Source organism: Rosistilla carotiformis, from assembly GCF_007753095.1.
GTDB classification, from domain to species: domain Bacteria; phylum Planctomycetota; class Planctomycetia; order Pirellulales; family Pirellulaceae; genus Rosistilla; species Rosistilla carotiformis.
Map to the genome: position 1 here is coordinate 4162245 of NZ_CP036348.1, position 17726 is coordinate 4179970.

9 protein-coding genes and 1 pseudogene are annotated in these 17726 nt (G+C 56.5%); 6 read left to right on the forward strand and 4 right to left on the reverse strand.

The genetic code is table 11. The annotated features are described in order from the left end of the window. Positions 1 to 180: 180 nt before the first annotated feature. Positions 181 to 7902 (reverse strand): S8 family serine peptidase, encoded by a 7722-nt coding sequence (locus tag Poly24_RS15035; RefSeq protein WP_197451927.1) that lies wholly within the window; start codon positions 7900 to 7902, stop codon positions 181 to 183. 899 nt (positions 7903 to 8801) lie between these two features. Between Poly24_RS15035 and Poly24_RS15040 the strand changes: the two genes are divergently transcribed. Beyond that, positions 8802 to 9842 carry a diguanylate cyclase gene (locus Poly24_RS15040; protein ID WP_145096875.1) on the forward strand — a complete coding sequence of 347 codons (1041 nt, stop codon included), beginning with the start codon at positions 8802 to 8804 and terminating at the stop codon, positions 9840 to 9842. Between the two features lie 22 nt (positions 9843 to 9864). Here Poly24_RS15040 and Poly24_RS15045 read toward each other — a convergent pair whose 3' ends face one another. Both Poly24_RS15045 and Poly24_RS15050 read right to left on the reverse strand, forming a co-directional pair. Beyond that, complete coding sequence (locus tag Poly24_RS15045; protein ID WP_145096879.1) at positions 9865 to 10617, reverse strand: AAA family ATPase; 753 nt, start codon at positions 10615 to 10617, stop codon at positions 9865 to 9867. 111 nt (positions 10618 to 10728) lie between these two features. After that, positions 10729 to 10917 carry a DUF1501 domain-containing protein gene (locus tag Poly24_RS15050; RefSeq protein ID WP_391556920.1) on the reverse strand — a complete coding sequence of 63 codons (189 nt, stop codon included), beginning with the start codon at positions 10915 to 10917 and terminating at the stop codon, positions 10729 to 10731. A 486-nt stretch (positions 10918 to 11403) separates the two neighbouring features. On the opposite strand from Poly24_RS15050, the gene Poly24_RS15055 reads away from it, so the two are divergent. After that, positions 11404 to 12960, forward strand: a complete 1557-nt coding sequence (locus tag Poly24_RS15055) for an alkaline phosphatase D family protein (protein ID WP_145096882.1) — start codon at positions 11404 to 11406, stop codon at positions 12958 to 12960. Between the two features lie 445 nt (positions 12961 to 13405). Further along, positions 13406 to 14128, forward strand: coding sequence for a YebC/PmpR family DNA-binding transcriptional regulator (locus Poly24_RS15060; RefSeq protein WP_145096886.1), 723 nt, complete (start codon positions 13406 to 13408; stop codon positions 14126 to 14128). Positions 14129 to 14175: 47 nt separating this feature from the next. Here the strand turns inward: Poly24_RS15060 and Poly24_RS15065 are convergent. After that, a pseudogene (locus Poly24_RS15065) lies at positions 14176 to 14304 on the reverse strand (DUF1501 domain-containing protein); the annotation flags it as partial. 696 nt (positions 14305 to 15000) lie between these two features. Between Poly24_RS15065 and Poly24_RS15070 the strand changes: the two are divergent. The 3 genes from Poly24_RS15070 to Poly24_RS15080 all read left to right on the forward strand — a co-directional run bounded on the left by Poly24_RS15070 (position 15001) and on the right by Poly24_RS15080 (position 17719). After that, the gene (locus Poly24_RS15070) at positions 15001 to 15621 is read left to right on the forward strand and encodes a DUF5343 domain-containing protein (protein WP_145096893.1); all 621 of its coding nucleotides are present in this window, start codon (positions 15001 to 15003) and stop codon (positions 15619 to 15621) included. Then, positions 15611 to 16192, forward strand: a complete 582-nt coding sequence (locus Poly24_RS15075) for a PD-(D/E)XK nuclease domain-containing protein (protein WP_145096896.1) — start codon at positions 15611 to 15613, stop codon at positions 16190 to 16192. Before Poly24_RS15070 ends, Poly24_RS15075 begins: the two co-directional genes overlap by 11 nt. A gap of 234 nt (positions 16193 to 16426) precedes the next feature. Then, positions 16427 to 17719 (forward strand): IS4 family transposase, encoded by a 1293-nt coding sequence (locus tag Poly24_RS15080; protein ID WP_145095975.1) that lies wholly within the window; start codon positions 16427 to 16429, stop codon positions 17717 to 17719. Positions 17720 to 17726 lie beyond the last annotated feature (7 nt).

The window sequence follows — 17726 nt, forward strand, 5'->3', positions numbered from 1 at the left end:
ACCGGGTGGGCCAGGATCGACCTCTCGAAAGGGCTCTCCGGACCCAAAGTTTGCGCACCAAGAGATCGCAGTGGAACCTAGCGTGCGCAGGATTCCCGCGGACGCTGGGGCGTGAAATCTCAGGGCTTCCGCATTCCGGTACTCCGCGTCGGTAGTCGGATTACGTGTCACTGAGCCTGGCTAGTTGACCAAATTCTGTTCCAGAACGAACAGATCCAACCAATCGTCTTCCTCTTCTTCGTCGTCGGCGAAGGCTTGATCGACAGTCGCCGACCAGCTTGCCAAATCCACAACCTCCTTGGACGCGGCTTCCGCTGCCGGGCGATTTAAATTCGCCAAGGCATTGATGATCTGCAGCGCATCCAACGGTGTGACTTGGCCGTCTTGGGAGACATCCAAGTAGTAGCCGCCGAAAGAAGCGAGCGCCCGAAGCGGCTGGCTGACCTGGCTGGTCGTCCCTCGATTGATTGCGTTGAGTACATGCAGCACGTCCAACGGCGTCACGAATCCATCGGCATTGGTGTCGTAAGGATTCGACGCGTTGGTCAAAGATCCCAGCACGGTCGGGCCGCCACTGTCGACCGAGACGGGCGGATCGAAGTTGCCCAGCAGCGGCAGAGCGAAATCGTCGCCAAACTGCGCGATCCGATCGTTCCCCAGAGGCGCGGGACTGAAGGGATCGAAGACGTTGCTTGGGAGCGTTGTTACCAGCGGCACGGCGGGAACGTTGTCGGAGATCAAGAAGTGGAACTCACCCGCTTCCTTGGGCAATTGCCCTTCGCGTCCGGGCACCCACATCGCAATGTCATCGACACCGTCGAGATTAAAATCGCCCGCCACCGGTCGCTCGTTAAAACCACTGAAGCCATAGGTCAATGTGTCGTTGATCGTGGTGTGATCGCGATTCAGGTCGAACCGGAAGACGCCCGTATCGTTGTTGTAGGTGGCCAAATCGTCGGCGCCGTCGCCGTTGAAGTCGCCGACAACGGGAAGCCCACGCAGCGTCGTTGCAAAACGCTCGCCCACGTCGATGGTGTTGTTACCATTGACGTCGAGGTACCAATTCTGTCCATCAAACAGACCGATCTCGTCGCCCGGATGGGCCGCGTTAAATTCGCCGGCGATCGGGATTCCGTTGACTTGGTACGCAGCCGGCATGTTGCTGACAAAGTCTTGCACGCCATCATCGTCGGTATCCAGAAAGAACTGGTAGACGCCGTTGAAGGCTCCGTACGATCCGACCTTATCGAACCCGCTGGCCGTCGCCGCCCCAACACCCGCAAAATTGCCAACGAAGTAGGCGTCGGTGATGTTACCAAAGTTGTAGACAAAGTCGCGGTTGGTGGCGTCGTTGTCCTGCCCCTCGGGATCCCAGACGAAGTTGCCATTGATGTCGGCGTAGACCAAGCCTTGCGACCACGTGGCGACTTCGGGCCGGCTATCGACAGTAAAGCGTGCGACAAAGTCACCGCCGGGAATCGCATCACCCGTCGGGAAGAAAGGCGTGCCCACCGGTTCGGCTGCGTTGCTTTCGCCATCCAATGCGTTCCCCGCCGGATCGATGATGTTGTCCTGCAAGGTCAACGTATAGCGATCGTCGGGCAATGGCTCGGCGAAGGTCAAACGAATCGAGCCGGTGGCGATGCTTCCAGCGCTCAACGGATCCGACGTATAGGCGATATGCGTGATCGGGATGATTCCCGAGTGATCGCCACGCAACACGATCGGTGCCAGCGGCGGGACATTCGACACCGCGGCGTACAAGAAGGCTGCGGTGCGCGCTGGAAAATCTTGCAGGTCGATCGTCAATCCATCGACCGCTGGCGTCGGCCCTTGAATAACATCGTTTGGCTTCAGCGTAAACAGATTGTGGGCGGGCGAACTGGTGATGTAGACGTTGGTCACCTGAGGGCCGTTCGTATCGATAAAGATATCCAGCGTTTGCACCACCGCGCCGCCGGGATTCTGATTTCCGGCGGAATCTTCGGCAGTGATCAAGATCGTTCGCAGACCATCGACCGGCAGGGCGGCCAGACGCTGCGTATCGTTCATGTTGACGGTCGACGTCAATTCCCAGCGACCAAACGGTTCCTGATTCGTGCCGTCCAACGGACTGGCAACGGTCTGCCCGATCAAAACATCCGCGGCGGTCAGTGTGCCGCTGCCATCGACGTCGACATACGCTTTGACAATCGCATTGGCTTCCGCGTGTCCCCAAAACGTCGGCGTTAAGTCGTTGGTGATGCCATCGTTGAAAGTTGCGAGGAGGCCGGAGTCTCCCGAATCGCTGTCGGGATGCAAGCCGTCTCCCACGATCGCTGGATCGCCAAAGAAGAGCGTTGGTCCGGCGGTGTCGACAACGATCTCCAGAGATGCGCTGCGGGCCCCGAAACCGGTGTCGTTGGCAAACGCATCGATCGATGGATCGATGATTTCGACTTTAGCGCTGATGAAGTGGCTGCCATCGGACAACACCAACGCAGCGGCGCCAGGTACCGCATCGCGACCAAAATCGAAGACGTAAACGCCGGGTGTGCCGGGCAATTGCCGCGCGTAACCAATCGGTGTTTGCGGTGCCGTCCCCTGTTGCTGCGGGCTGCCTTCGAGGAAAACCGCAACGCGGAAGCCCGCGTTACCAACCGCCGCGGCTCCCAATCCCGTAGCTTGCGACCCGTTGAACGGAATCACGATCACCTCGTCCGCTGGATTGCCGGCGACCGAATCGCCGGGAAGATCGCGAAGAAGACTGTCGTCGTCCAAGCGGAAGGTGATGATCGGTGTGTTGTCGCGGGTCACATTGTCAAATTGCGAACGACCGGTATCGGTGGTTTCGATGACAAACGAATCCCCCGCGGCCGGCGCGGCGATCAAGCCCGGGGCGACACCAAACAACCCAGTTCCGCTGTTGAACGAAGTGATGCTGGCCCGACGTCCGACGTTGGGGCCGCTGGTGAATTCGACAGTTTTACCGACGTAATCGAAGGTTGTTGCGGGAAGCACGCCGTTGGCCGGAGCGATCGCAGCGGTAAAGCTGGTCGTGGTGGCGGCCGGAGCCGCAGCAACGGTTCCCACTTGCAAGATGTCGTTTAGTTCCAGATCGTAGGGAACCGGAGGCGCCTCATTAGTGACCTTTAGTTCGTATCCGTTGACGACGGCGGGATCCGCCACTCCGTTTGCCGCGGCGCCAAAGACGGTGACAAAATAGGTTTGCCCCGCAACCGCAGGAATACGCACCCGCGCGTTCGCCGTCCCATCGGGGTTACCGAAAGCTCCCGCGCCGCCGATCACGTTGCCACCGGAATCGAGAACGTTCAGGCCGAGCTGTCCGCCTTGCGGAAGCAGTGCGGCGCTATAGACTTCGAAATAGGCGGTGACATCCAACGTGCCGGTATCCTGGGCAACGATCTGGAAATAGTCGACGTCGGCGGGAACGCCAATGTGTTCACCGAAGTTCGGAAAGATCGCCAGATTGTCGACATTGATCGAATCGCCACTGCCCAAGAAGGTCGCCGTCGTACGGAACTCGTTCGGTTCAGAAGCGTCCGGCCCTAGCACCAACCATTGGGGCACGCCACCATTGACGACGACGTTGGGCGAGACGACTTCGATCTCGGCATAACTGATATCAGGCATGGCCACGGCGTTACGGAAGACGCGAACGCGTCCCTCACCGGGCGTTTGTCCCACGGCGTTGACGGCAAAGTCACTCGCCGGCAACGTTCCACCCGCTGCCGTCGCGATCACCAACGCGTCGCTCGCCCCTGGTTGTCCGCCATCGACATGAACTTGCAGATTCCCGTTGGGGATGCCGCCGACCGTTGGCGATGGAACGACCAAGAAGGTGTCATTGCCCAACCGCCCCGACGCGGTGACTTGTTCGACGTCGTCGCCAAGCGTTACCGTTTTCCAGACAGCGCCTGCGGCATTGGTTACGGTGACCGTACGGTTGGGAGAATCGACCAACAACCGATCGTGGCTGTTGGTCCCTTCGACGATCACTTGATCGGCCGCGCTCTCCAACGCATCGACAGTAAACGCTCCGGTCACGTCGCTGAAGTGGAACGTGGTGTTGTCGTTTTCGTTCTGGAACGTACCTGCAGCGGCACCGCTGGGGCGATACGTTAGCCGATCATCGTCGTTGGTCAAAGTGACGGTTAACGGTCCGCCACCGGCCAGGACATCAACCGTTTCGATGCGGCCAAACGCGATCGATCCGAAGGTGTCTTCCGTGATTGTTCGATTGGCGGTGTCAATATCCAACAATGTGCCCGTGCCACGGACGACCAGTTCGTCGTTTCCACCTCCGTCTTCAACCAACAATCCGCCGACGCCATCAAAGGGACGTAGGAACGGATGCCCTGCGGCAACTTCAAAACGATCGTCGCCATCGAAACCACGCAAAACCAAAGCTTTCCCGCCGACCGGCAGAATCGTCGAATGAAGCAAGCTATTGAGTCCACGCTCGCGCACCGTAACCCGTCCGTCGAGCGCAACTTGGATGAGATCATCGTTATCGGTGCCGTCAATCCGCACGACGTCGGTCGGGTCGCCGCTGGCATCGCGTACCGCGATCGTGGCAGCCGCCACGTTGCGATACTCCAGCGACATGCGCGCTTCGCCATTCTGGTTGGCAGCAGACAGCAGAGTCCCCGAAGACTGCTGAGGCGAAGGGGTGTGGGTTACCAAATCGATTCCCGCTGGCGTCGTGTAGTCGATACCGTCGTTACCGCCACGTCCATCGAGAATCAAATGCTCCACCGTCGCCAACGTATACGGAGCCGGATCGGCGATCTGCCTTTGCACGACCGCATCGTCGTCGCTGGTGATCGCGACACGCAGCGAATCGTTCCCAGGCGTGCCGCTGACAATCACCGTATCGCCCGCCGTCGGATCGCCACCGTTGATCGTCATCCCGTTTAACCCCGTTGGCGTCGCCGAATGATTTAGACTGATCGTGTCCGTCCCGGCCCCCGCATTGATCGTGACGGCCGTCTTGTTTTCGAATTCAATCGGTTCGAAGTTATCAATCGTCACACGTCCCGCAGTCGCTCCGAGGATCTGCCCTACTTCGTAGTTGATCTGATTGTCGTCCTGCAGCAGGCTGGCGAGCCCTGGTTGCGCCCCGATCGTGAAGCTCACAGCAACGACATTTGTGACGACCGGTTCGAGTCCAAAAAACTCGACAATTTGTCCGTCCAAGGTGTGCGTTCCGTCCCCCGGTAACGCACCGACATGAATGGCTTCATTTGTAAACAACGTTCCTGTCGCATCGACCACATTCAATCGGTCGAAGCCAGCCTGTCCCTCAAAACGGATGTTGTTGGCCAGCGGTATTAAGCCACCACGAACGTCAACGGTCAGCGTATCGTTGTCGCTTGAACCACGGATTGTCAGACCCTCCATCGCGGCTTCAGGTTCGTCGAAGACGAGGTTGCCATTAACGTAGACCTCCACATTATCGCCGTTTTGCACCACGCGGAATTCATCCGCGAGCCCATCGCCCGATGCGCTATGGGGAGCGTCGTCGTCAGCGGTGACGACCGTGCGAGGAAAGTTCGTACTTGCAAGCAATGAAAACGCTTGCGGTCCCCCTTGAAGGGCTCCGGTATGGGAGACCTGAATCGTATAGGTACCCGGCGTTGGATCGGCAATGAAGACTTGTTCCACGTTGTCCCGCGAGTTCCTTCCCGTGGTTGCATCCCGATCGGGATCGGTGGGATCGAGCACCCACGGCATCGATACGCCATCGGGACCGATCACTCGAATGTCCAAGTCGTTGATCAAACGTGGCGTCCCCACGTCCACCCCCGCGGCGTCGGCTGCGGCGGCGACATCGGTCCATACGATGGTTGCCCGAAACGGCCCCCCCGCTTTCACGTCGACCGTCCGTTGAATCGTCGCCCCCGATGCCAGTACCGCTTCTTCAAGCATGTGGGTTTGGCCGTCGACCGGTGTCACTTCATTCGACAAAAACTCCGCCGCTTTGGCTCCATTGACCAAGCCCCATCCGGCTTTGTAGTCGGGACCGGGATTCCCAACGTCCGACGCCGTGTGAATCAACAACGCCTTCAGCGTGGCGCTGCGTGGATCGGACGAATGGAGATCACGGTAATGCTGCAACAATAAAGCACTGAGCCCGGTAACCGACGGCGCTGCCATCGACGTTCCCGATTTAATTCCATAATCGGAGTCATTTTCCAAATCGCTGGAGTACAACCGGATGCCGTTGGCGACGACATCGGGCTTGATCCGTCCATCGTCGGTCGGTCCAAAAGAAGAGGAACCTTCGAAGCCCAAGCTTCCGTCGTCCCCTCCCGCATCCCCATCGGGAAGCAGCTGGGGTTGAGGGTCGGCCAGAACGTCACTGTAATTACCTACCGTGAGCGTATTTTTTGCCGTCTTCTGATCTCCACCAATTGTATCGAATCCATCCGCGCCGCCATCTTCAGGCGGAGCCGCGGTCGCGCCGGCATCGGGAACCAGGTACCACCCACGATCGGTCGACGTGCCGAAACCGCCTTCAAAAAATGTTACATATTGGCCGGTGCCCAATTCGTCGTTGTAATTGTTTTGCCGATCGTTTCCCGCGGAAACAACCGTCAACAGTTCCGGATTGTTTCGCAACAGTTCATCGAATGCTCGAGAATCATCGGTATATTTTCCGAAGCGTGGATCCTCTTGATTGTTCAGGTCGTAGACCCCCAACCAAAGGTCCGCTCCAACGGTTCCCGGTGCGTTCAGCGGATCTTCATTGCTGTCGTTCAGATCGAGATTCCATCCTGCACGCGCCCCATACGAATGGTTCGATAGATCGATGGTTGCACTGTTTGCCGCCAGCTCATCAACGTCCCTCGCACTGTCGAAATTGATTCCACGTGCGGCAGGTGCGTAGCCAGCGGCGGCCGCATCGATCCCCGTTGCCAAAATCGTGCCTGTGACGTGAGTTGCGTGACTTGAAAGTCCCGTTGCCGCCGTGTTCAACTCGGTTCCCAGGTCCACTCTCCCAGCGAACTCACGATGCGTTTCACGAACATTCAAACTGTCCCAAACGCCGACCACGACCCCAGCTCCATCCAGATCGATTCCGAGGCCGCCATTGTTTCGCAGGAACTCGACATTTGCGGTATCCAAACTGTTCGCATTGTCATAGAAGTCGGGGCGTTCACCGCGTGGATCCATCCCTTCACCAAGGTAGAACGCGTTCTCTCCGACCGGTATCGACTGGCCGGCAAGCCCCAAAAAGTCGAGACTTGAACCCGATCGGAATTGAGAAATGTAGCGTCCGGCTACGTCCGACATCAGGGAGTTATTGACGAGCCCCAGCGAACTATCGTCGAGAAACGCTTCGCTTTGGCCCGACCCGATGAACTCATAATAGGTACCTTGTAACTTGCTGCCGTTACTGTAACCGGCGCGGGCCGTGATCCCGCCAATACCATCGATCCCTCCGTCGAACTCGCCCGCTTCCCATTGAATCGTGTCGTAATTGAACTCAACGTCGAACGCCCCCGGTTCAAGATCCGTTCGATCGATGAGGATCAACTGAAAGCTGTTCAGCGGTGTGTCGTTTTCGCTGAAATATCCAACGTCGATCCAATTCACCCCAAACGCAGGCCGGCCATCGACAACATCCGCACCATAGGTGACTTCCCCAGAACCCGGTGCACGCGTATCGACGTCTGCCCAAAACGGCGCGAGGATGGGTATTTCAAGATCCTCCAATTCGCTTGGAGTCCAGTCGTTTAACGCGTCCTCAAAGGTCACGTTGCCATTGTTATTGATGTAGAGCCCGTCGTAGCTGTTGCCAAAAAAGTTGATATCGAATCCCAGCGACACCAGTTGCGAAGAATCGTCATCGTTGGATGGCAGTATCTCTGCCTCAAACCCAGGCAAGCTGCGCACCGCAGTCAGAAGGCGTCTGTCTTCTAACAGTTCATGGCGCAATCGTCGTCGCGAATTGAACCGTGCGTTTGACGTCGACTGAGATGCCCTACTAAGAAATTTACGATAGCTCATGTTGTGATCCTCTGCCAAAACCAACCCGACCGACCATCCAGCTACTCCAGGCCACCCAATCGGCCTAGTCGCTACGATCCGCATTATGCCAGACTCGGATCGAAAATGCATCTCAACGGCGGTGTATTGCGAAAGAATTGTTAGATCGCAAATACTTCTGTTTTGCTGATTGCATCGACCTACATGGACACGCGACAGAAAGCCGCGCTCGATCGGCGCTTCGTTCAACTCGTTTCTCGCGAGAGCGATTGGCACTCCTTACGCCGGGTAAAACGAAAAACGACTTAGGCTGCGACGTATTACTGTGGCAAGTGCATCGCTTTAAGTTGCGTTTCGCTAACGCTGCTGGATTCACACACTGGCCGATTTCCAATAGGGCGACACTTTGGAATTTGACCTCAACGCCAACAGGTTCTTGCACTTGGCAACCTCTCTACCTATCCGTTGTCCTCGAATTGAAGCGGGAACCAACGGGTTGCACGTCCAGAGGGAACGGGAAGAAGGAAATTCCGCTGCAGGATGCCGATACCGGACTTCAGAGACATGGGGGGGCAGGCCACCACTCTGCAGCGACGTACCGTGACCTATGCTTATGTGGAATCGTCTCCTCAAACGGAATGCTGGCTGGAAACACCGCCCGCGTAGTCGGAACGACACGATTAAGAGTCGTTGCATACAGAAAATTTTATTTAAATTGTTGTCCTGCCGGGACGACTTGTATGCAACTCTTAAATCGAATCAATGTCGGCAACCGAATCGAAGCCCACGTTTTGCGACCATGGTAAATGACTGACAATCGCTCTAATAACGAAAACGACGCGTTCGCGATCGCCAAAGATGCGCTACGGTTGATCGGCCAGTTTAAGACGCCACCAACCCCCAATGTCTACGGCGTCTGGTACCGGTACGTCGAAGGACACGACACGGAACTGATCAGAAAACTATCGCCCGCGGTCACCGAAGCCCAATCGGTCAGCGTGGCGATGCTCGAATCGATCCACTCTCAGACCGCGAACGCTGCCGACGAAACGAACGCCAGTGTGGGCGAAGCCTTGATCGCCGAACTGGATCGTTTTCAATCCCTGATCACACAACAACAAGCGGCCGGAACGGAATTCGAAGGGACGATCGACACCGCCAGCAAACTGTTAAACGCCGACGATTCATCCCAGCAAAGTTCTGCCGACTGTATCGCAGTCATCAACGCAGGAGCGACCGCGATGAAACGTCAACTGCATGAGGCATCCCAAAAGCTGGACGCGGCTCAGTCGCAGATCGCCAAACTCCAGACGGAATTAGCCCAGTCGCGGCGGGGCATGATGACCGACCATCTCACCGGCATTGGAAATCGCCGGTACTTTGACGCACAAGTCCGACAAACGCTGAAAAGCCTTCGCTACTGCAGCGGCAGCGTTTATCTGATTTTGATGGATGTCGACCACTTTAAGCACATCAACGATTCCTACGGGCACGACGCTGGCGATCAAGTGATCCGATTTATCGCCATGGAGATTTCCCGCCGGCATCCCAACGTTTCTCTGGCGCGGTTGGGAGGCGACGAGTTCGCCGTGATCCTTCAAACCAGTTCCGCCCTCGCGGCGGTCGAGTTTGCCGATCAGATGCGTGAACATTTCGCCACGCAACAACTGAATATCATGCCCGCACGGACCCCTATCGGATCCATCCGGATCTCGATGGGACTTGCTAAATTGACAGAAAACGACGACGAAAAAAGTTGGTACACGCGAGCCGATGGAATGCTGTACCGTGCCAAGGGGATGGGCCGCGATCAAGTTGCGATCGAAGAAGAGTGCATGCAGGTTTAGGCGACAACCCTTCTGCCCCCGGTTATTCGTCGCTGTCCTCCAGTAGATGACGCAACATTCGCGACGGGGCATCTAGAAAGGACTTCGTTATCCGATAGTGTTCGGTCTCTTCATACGCGATCGGTTCGATTCCGCGTTCGCTAAATTCATAGATCTTCGCCCGCGGATAGCTCATGATAATCGGCGAGTGCGTCGCGATCACAAACTGGGAATCGAGCCCCACCAATTGATGCAGCAACACCAAAAACTCTAGCTGTCGCTGAGGAGAAAGCGCCGCCTCGGGCTCATCCAAGAAATACAAACCCTGTCCAAATCGGCTCTCGATCAAACTCATGAACGCTTCGCCATGCGATTGCTCATGTAGCGACCGCGCTCCGTAATTGTCGCCAACGCCCAGGTTCTCGATCTCCGTCGCCACGTTAAACAGACTCTCGGCCCGTAAGAACCAAGCGTCGGGGACCAGCGCGTGATACCGTCGCAGGCGAAGGGCCTTATGCAATTCGGAATGACTCTCGCGCGTCGCAAACAACATGTTGCGGCTCCCCCCTTCGGCGTTCAACCCGTTGGCGATCGCCATCGCTTCGAGCATCGTCGATTTGCCCGAACCGTTTTCACCAACCAGGAAGGTCACTTGCGGATGCAGGTCCAGCGATGAAAACCCGCGCATCGCAGGGAGCTGAAACGCATAGTGCTCCGGGTCGTAGATCCGCGACCGGTCCAGGACGACGGATTCGATAAAGGGTCCCGGCGTCACACCCTGTTTTAACTTCTTCATGCCGCCATTGTCGCCCAACCCCTTTCGGCTGGCCAGATCCAGTACTTCGTGACGCCGGACGAAACGTCATCGTCCATTCCAGCGACAGTCAATCGCACGATGCGACGCATCTCAACGCAAAATATCCCGCACCACGTTCCCATGCACATCGGTCAGCCGGTAGTCGCGGCCGGCGTGGCGAAAGGTCAGCTGTTCGTGGTCGATCCCCAGCAAGTGCAGGATCGTGGCGTGGAAATACTGATTTTGAACGTTCCGCTGCGAAGCCGCAGACACCGTCCGTTTGAGGTATGTATTTTCAATCTCCGTTGTGTTCGCGGTCGACCATCAAACATGTTGAGTGGAATCATCAAAACCGGAGGATGCGACTTGCGAGGGATAAGAGTCGGGTGCCACCCGCGTTGCAGTTGCGTGAGAGCGTTTGCGATGACTCCTGTTCCCGTTGGGGAAGAGCTCACTCCAGTGTGGGCATTGCTTGCGGAAACGACGTGTTTTGCCGTCGTTCAAGACTGCCACAAACGGCCCATCCCGCGTGAAGTTCATGTGAATTCATCGACGTTCGCCCGGTCCGTCTCTGCTTGCCGGCGCATCAGATGAAAGTGCCACGACGAAGAAATCGCTTCGTTTTTCCGCGGTACCGGGAACTAAACTTTTCGGTGGAGTGAATTTGAGCCCAGCGAAACGCAGCTCAGTGGCTGGCGTCGCGTGCTGGGATCGGAGCGCCTGCAATGCTTACACTAGTGCGTTTCACATTCCCCTTCAACAATCCACCTCGCCGAAAAACCTCCGATGCCGCAACACGTTTCGCTTGATCGCCGTTCCCTTTTGACAGCCGCCTCCGCCGCCGCACTGTGGCCGTTGGCGAACATTTGCATCGCCGAAGCGGCGGACCGTCGCACTCGCACGTCGAACGATCCGTTTCAGCTGGGAATCGCATCGGGCGATCCAGCCCCCGATGGATTCGTGCTGTGGACGCGGCTGGCGCCCGATCCATTGAACGGTGGCGGGATGCCAGCGGAGAACGTCCGCGTCCGTTGGCAAGTGGCAACCGACGACGGGATGAAGAACATTGTCCGCAAGGGAGTCGCCACGGCCGACAAAGACTGGGCGCATTCGGTGCATGTCGAGGTGCAGGGCCTGCTGCCCGATCGGACCTATTGGTACCAATTCGAAGCGGCGGGAGAGATCAGTTCGATCGGCCGCACGCGAACGACGCCCGCCGCCGACGTGATGCCCGACCGATTGCGGTTCGCCTTTGCATCATGTCAGCACTACGAGACAGGGTACTTCAATGCGTTACGGCACATGGCCAACGAAGACCTTCATGCAGTCGTCCATCTGGGCGATTACATCTATGAAGGAGGAATGTCGAAGCCACGGCCGCGGCAGCACAACAGCGCTGAGATCGTCTCGCTGGACGACTATCGCAATCGCTACGCGCTCTATCGCGGCGACGCCGATCTGCAAGCGGCGCACGCGGCCTTTCCGTGGATCGTCACTTGGGATGATCACGAATTCGACAACAACTGTGCCGGAGAGATCTCCGAACAGCCAGACGTCGCAGTCTCCGATTTCCTGAACCGGCGAGCCAACGCATATAAAGCGTATTACGAACACATGCCGCTGCGGCGTTCGACGCTGCCTCACGGCCCCATGATGCAGATCTACCGAAACATCAGCTACGGCCGACTGGCTCAGTTTTCGGTCCTCGACACACGTCAGTATCGCACCGATCAACCCTGCGGCGATCGCAACAAACCGGCCTGTCAGGGAGTCTTCGATCCCAACGCGACGCTGTTGGGGGACGTCCAGGAGAAATGGTTGTGCGACGGATTAGAGGCGTCGCCGGCGCGTTGGAACATCCTCGCGCAACAGGTGATGATGGCCCGTGTCGATCGCGTCCCAGGCGATGCGGTCGCGTACAGCATGGATCAATGGGCCGGTTATGAAGCGGGCCGCAAGCGGCTGATCCAGTTCCTTCAGGATCGCCAGATCGCCAACCCGATCGTCCTAACCGGCGACATCCACACCAACTGGGTGAACGATATCAAAGTCGACTTCGACGACGAACAAGCGGCAGCGGTCGCGACGGAGTTTGTCGGAACGTCGATCACTTCGGGGGGTGATGGCGGTGAAAAACGCAAAGACACCGATGGCGTTCTGGCCGACAATCCGTTCGTCAAGTTCTACAACGCGGAGCGTGGGTACGTCCGCTGCGAAGTCACACCGCAGCAATGGACTAGCGATTTCCGTGTCGTTCCGATCGTTTCGAAGCCCGAATCGGATTGCCTGACCCGAGCCAGCTTTGTCGTCGAACAGGGTGTTGCGGGCGCCCAACGGGTCTGAATTTGGTTCGGCCGCCGATCGTAGGAGCCGACGGCCCATCTGCTTGCGTTATCGGACGCTCGGTTCCAAAGATTCGGGCGCCGCTGGCTCCACATGCACTTTCTACGCGGGAAGCGCTCATTACAGCGGCCGTGGATTGCGTTAGAATCACAGATCGATCGCGGTTTCTATCGACGACCGAACTTCGAAAATTGGCTCGGCCCGCATTGGATGCGGCCGCTGGACGGGACATCCCCGCAGTGGCACTCCAACCGATGTGGCAGGTTTCGCGTTGTCGGTCGTTGACAGATACCGCGTCTCCGCGGACGGATCGCTTGTCATCGCCGGAGCTCGATCGCCACCGAGCCCTCTGGGAAACCAAGCGTATGACAAAGCGTGACCGTTCGCGCAAGCTGTCAAGTTATCGCTAAGCAATCAAGCAATCGGTGAAGAGAGATCCAAGCACATGGGAAGAAGCTTTGAAGTTCGCAAAGTGTCGATGGCCAAAACAGCGGGACAAAAGTCCAAGCTGTATTCCAAATATGGCAAGCAGTTGTACGTTCTTGCGAAAAACAGCGGAGCCGATCCGGCGGCGAATCCCTCATTGCGCAGCCTGATCGACAAAGCGAAACGCGAGCAAGTGCCGGCCCATGTGATCGAGAAGGCACTCGAAAAAGCGTCTGGCGGCGGCGGCGAGGACTTTTCACTAGCACGCTACGAAGGTTATGGACCCGGCGGCTGCGCGGTCATCGTCGATTGCTTGACCGATAACAACAACCGCACGATCACCGACGTCCGCAATTGCTTTACGAAGACGAGCTCCAAGCTGGGCGCTCCCGGTTCGGTCGCCCACTCCTTCGATCACTTGGCCGTGCTGCGATTTCCAGGCGAGAGCGCCGACCAGGTGCTCGAGATCTTGTTGGGTGCGGACGTCGACGTCGTCGATGTCGAATGCGAAAACGGCCAGGTGACGGTGTTTGCTCCATCGACCGAATTCTACAACGCGAAGCAGGCGTTGCTCGAAGCGACCCCGGAGCTGGAGTTTGATGTCGACGAAATCACTTTCGTCGCGCAAACCAATACCGACATCAGCCCCGACGACGTGCCGATGTTCGAGAAGTTTATGAACATGTTGAACGACTGCGATGACGTTCAAGACATCTATCACAACGCGATCTTGCCCGAATAGTCGATCGCGCGTTTCTTGCCGCGGTTGCGACGCAATCGCGGTCGCGGTCACACCAAGATTTCTTTAACGATCCGGCCATGCACGTCGGTCAGCCGGAAATCGCGGCCGGCGTGGCGGTAGGTCAAGCGTTTGTGATCGATCCCCATTTAATGCAGGATCGTGGTGTGCAAGTCGTGGGCGAATCAAAGACGTCGGGACTTTTTTAACGGCCCCGTTTATCAAAGAGTCCTGACGCCTTCGACCTTGCCTACGCAGCAGCACGGGCGAGACCATCACGCCCCCCGTTGCCGACAGCAGCCAGCGGGATGCGATCGAAGAGGCTGAGCTGATCGTTCAAGAATCGTCGTCCAGTTTCTTGGGAGTCGACAAAGCAACGCAGTACCCCGCCCCCACAGCAAACCGATACTCGGATTCGATCCCCGTCGATGCGGTGGACGCTGCATTAACCGACGATGAGCCGACATCGCAGGAAGAGTGGCGTGAGTTGATCGACACGGCGTTGGGCGAGTTTAACAACTAGGCGACGTCGAACGCAGCAACGCGCGGTACAGGAAACCTGCGACCGCGCGCAGTAAATAGCAAACTCTAGCAACACCACCGTGAAACCGCTGAATTGCGACACACAACCGTCAATGCATCGCAATTTGTCAGTTAACTCCTGGCACCCCATGCGAAGCAAAGCCTCTGGACGCCAAATGTTGACACCGCCCCCCACGCGGTCAACAATAGCCGCCAGTAAAGCCGCGAACCGCAATAACAGGTGAGAATCCAATATTTCCCCGGAACGTGCAGGTGAACAACATTGTTATTTCGCTTGCCTGAGAATAAGAAACACTGAGCCACACCGCGATCCACATCAAACTGAAAATCTAATGGCCACTTTCACGCAAACGCAAAACACTGGCAATCTTCAAGAATTCATCAACGGTATTCCCAGTCGTGGCGTGCCTGACAAAGTCACAAACAATCATCTAGAAGGTCTTGGCTACAAGTCGAAAAACGACAGGGCCATAATCACCGTCCTTAAATTCATCGGTGTTCTGGAGTCCAACGGCGCCCCGTCTGCTGCGTACAAAAAGCTGCGCAACAAACATACGGCGCCTTCCGAATTGGCCGCGTTGATAAAGATAGCTTACAGAGAGTTATTCAAAACCTATCCTGACGCCCAATCGAAAGACGGCGAAACACTTAAAACCTGGTTTGCATCGCACACATCGGTAGGCGAAGCGTCTGTAAAAAACATGGCGCAAACGTTCACCGCGCTTTGCGCTATCGCTGACTTCAATGGAACGCCTGACATCGAGCATGAGGAAGACGATGACAGCGACGAAAAACCAGGTCCTCGCAAAAAGCGACGCGTGCGCCGTCAGCTGGATGCACAAGTTGCGTTCAATATCCAGGTGCAGATTCCTGGCGAGCAATCGCCCGAGGTTTACGAGGCGATATTCAAAAACCTTGGGAAATATGTTCTGGGCGTGGTAGATGACGAATAGACCAATTGAATCTCTAACCCGCCTGGCGATCGGTAATGCAGACGCACAACGGAAAATAAATCTGGTCTGTGGTGCAAGTGTCGCCCCACTGACCAACGTCAGAAAAGCGCGTCATATCCAAGACGTCTTTGACTTACTAGATGAATTCCCAGATTGCGCTGGATACTCAAACAACCGACGTGGCCGAATCGTATTGCCTCTGGATTCAGAGGACGGCGTACAGGACATGTTGTACTTCATGTTGAAACCTGCGATTCCAGACCTCGTACCGGAAACGCCCGTTTCCGGGCCGACTCGACAATACACTATTCAAGATTTTCGTTCGCCGCTATTGCGCATCGTGATCGAGGCGAAACGCACTCGTAACAAGACGCATGGTAAGCAAATCAAGGCCGAGTTAAATGATGACATTGGTGATTACAAAAACGATCCTTATTGCGATGATTTGATTTTCTTTATTTACGATCCAGAAACATTTATAGAATCGGTTACCGGCTTAAAAAACGCGGTCGAGGGAGATCATGCTCACAATGGGCGGAAATTGCGAGTCCACTGTATCGTTCAGCGATGATTGCGACATACCAATGCGTTGCACCGGTTCCGCGAAGTCCGGGCGTCTTCAAATGGAGGGACGGATCAAAGGTGTCAGGACTCTTTTAGCGGCTTAGTTTATCAAAGAGTCCTGACACAATACTGTTCGGCACGAAAGTTGCGCATTGAATTTTGCGTGTTTCTGGCACGGCTTTTGCGCACCGGGGAACCAATTGCGGATGGTCCGCCAGTTTGACACACAGCGGATGAGCCAGTGCCAAAGCGACTCCCCAAACGACGAAAGCCAACGCCAGAAAAACGCCCCAGCGATCAGTGCACGGCCGACGAAGCTCAGCTCGATTTCAGGGCCCGGGATCTGCAGGGCCTGAAGTTTTTTAAAAAGATCCGACCGCTGTTAGATTCGCTGCACGAAATCGGCACACAGCGTGACAAGTCCCACAACCGCGACCTGCACATGGACCAGTACGGCGTACTTGTTCTCATGTGGATGTTCAACCCTATCCTGACGTCGCTCAGGGGGCTCCAGCAAGCCAGCACACTCAAGGATGTCCAAAAGAAGTTCGGCGTCGGGCGAGCTTCGCTCGGATCACTCTCGGAGTCGGTGAGCATCTTTGACCCCGAACCGCTGAAGCAAATTGCGGCGCAACTCGCGCACGACGTCCCATCAGCCGATCCTTCAAAGTTTGACGCGATCGAACACCAACTAACCGCCGTCGACGGAAGCGTGTTCAAGACTGCCGTGCGTGTGGCTTCGCTGGGCTGGTTGCCTAACAAAGCAGGAGGAACCACGAAGGGAAAGTCCGTTGATGGATACCGAATGCACACGCATTTCGAGATACTTCGCGGAGTCCCCGAACGCATGGATGCGACACCGGCCAAACCGAAAGGAAAGGATGACGAGAAGTCGGTCTTGGCATCGGTGCTGCAACCCGACCGCTGCTACGTGACCGATCGTGGTTACGCGAAGTTTGAGTTGTTCAATCAAATCAACGCTATTGGCAGCAGTTACATTTGCCGGGCCCGAGATAATAGTACACCGCAAATCCTAAGTGACCGAGAGCTCACGCAAGCTGACCGCGATGCCGGCGTTCGCGTCGACCGAGAAGTCATCTTAGGCGCGTGTACGAGCAACCGCAAAACGGTTCCAAGTGATCATCCAGTTCGCTTCATCGAGGTCGAAGTCCAACCTCATGTGCGCACCGGAAGCAAAGGCACCAACTGCGACGGTCGTCTGCGTTTGGTCACAAACCTGATGGACGTTCCCGCCGAACTGATTGCCGAAGCGTATCGGCTTCGCTGGCTGATCGAGTTGTTTTTTCGAATGATCAAGCAGCTTTTGGGCTGTCGACATCTGCTGAGCACCAAGCCGGAAGGCGTGGAGATCCAGATGTACCTAGCGATCATCGCGTGTCTGTTGATTTTGATCTACACCGGCGGCCAACCGAACAAACGCACCTACGAGATGATCTGCTTCTACTTGCTCGGCTGGGCCAACCTGGAGGAACTGGAAGCACATATAGAAAAACTGAAACCCAAAGCTCTATAGAAGCACT

Excerpts from the sequence above, each read along its gene's own strand:
- Poly24_RS15040 (WP_145096875.1), top strand. The coding sequence starts at position 8,802 with ATGACTGACAATCGCTCTAATAACGAAAACGACGCGTTCGCGATCGCC.
- Poly24_RS15045 (WP_145096879.1), bottom strand. The coding sequence starts at position 10,617 with ATGAAGAAGTTAAAACAGGGTGTGACGCCGGGACCCTTTATCGAATCC.
- Poly24_RS15055 (WP_145096882.1), top strand. The coding sequence starts at position 11,404 with ATGCCGCAACACGTTTCGCTTGATCGCCGTTCCCTTTTGACAGCCGCC.
- Poly24_RS15060 (WP_145096886.1), top strand. The coding sequence starts at position 13,406 with ATGGGAAGAAGCTTTGAAGTTCGCAAAGTGTCGATGGCCAAAACAGCG.
- Poly24_RS15070 (WP_145096893.1), top strand. The coding sequence starts at position 15,001 with ATGGCCACTTTCACGCAAACGCAAAACACTGGCAATCTTCAAGAATTC.
- Poly24_RS15075 (WP_145096896.1), top strand. The coding sequence starts at position 15,611 with ATGACGAATAGACCAATTGAATCTCTAACCCGCCTGGCGATCGGTAAT.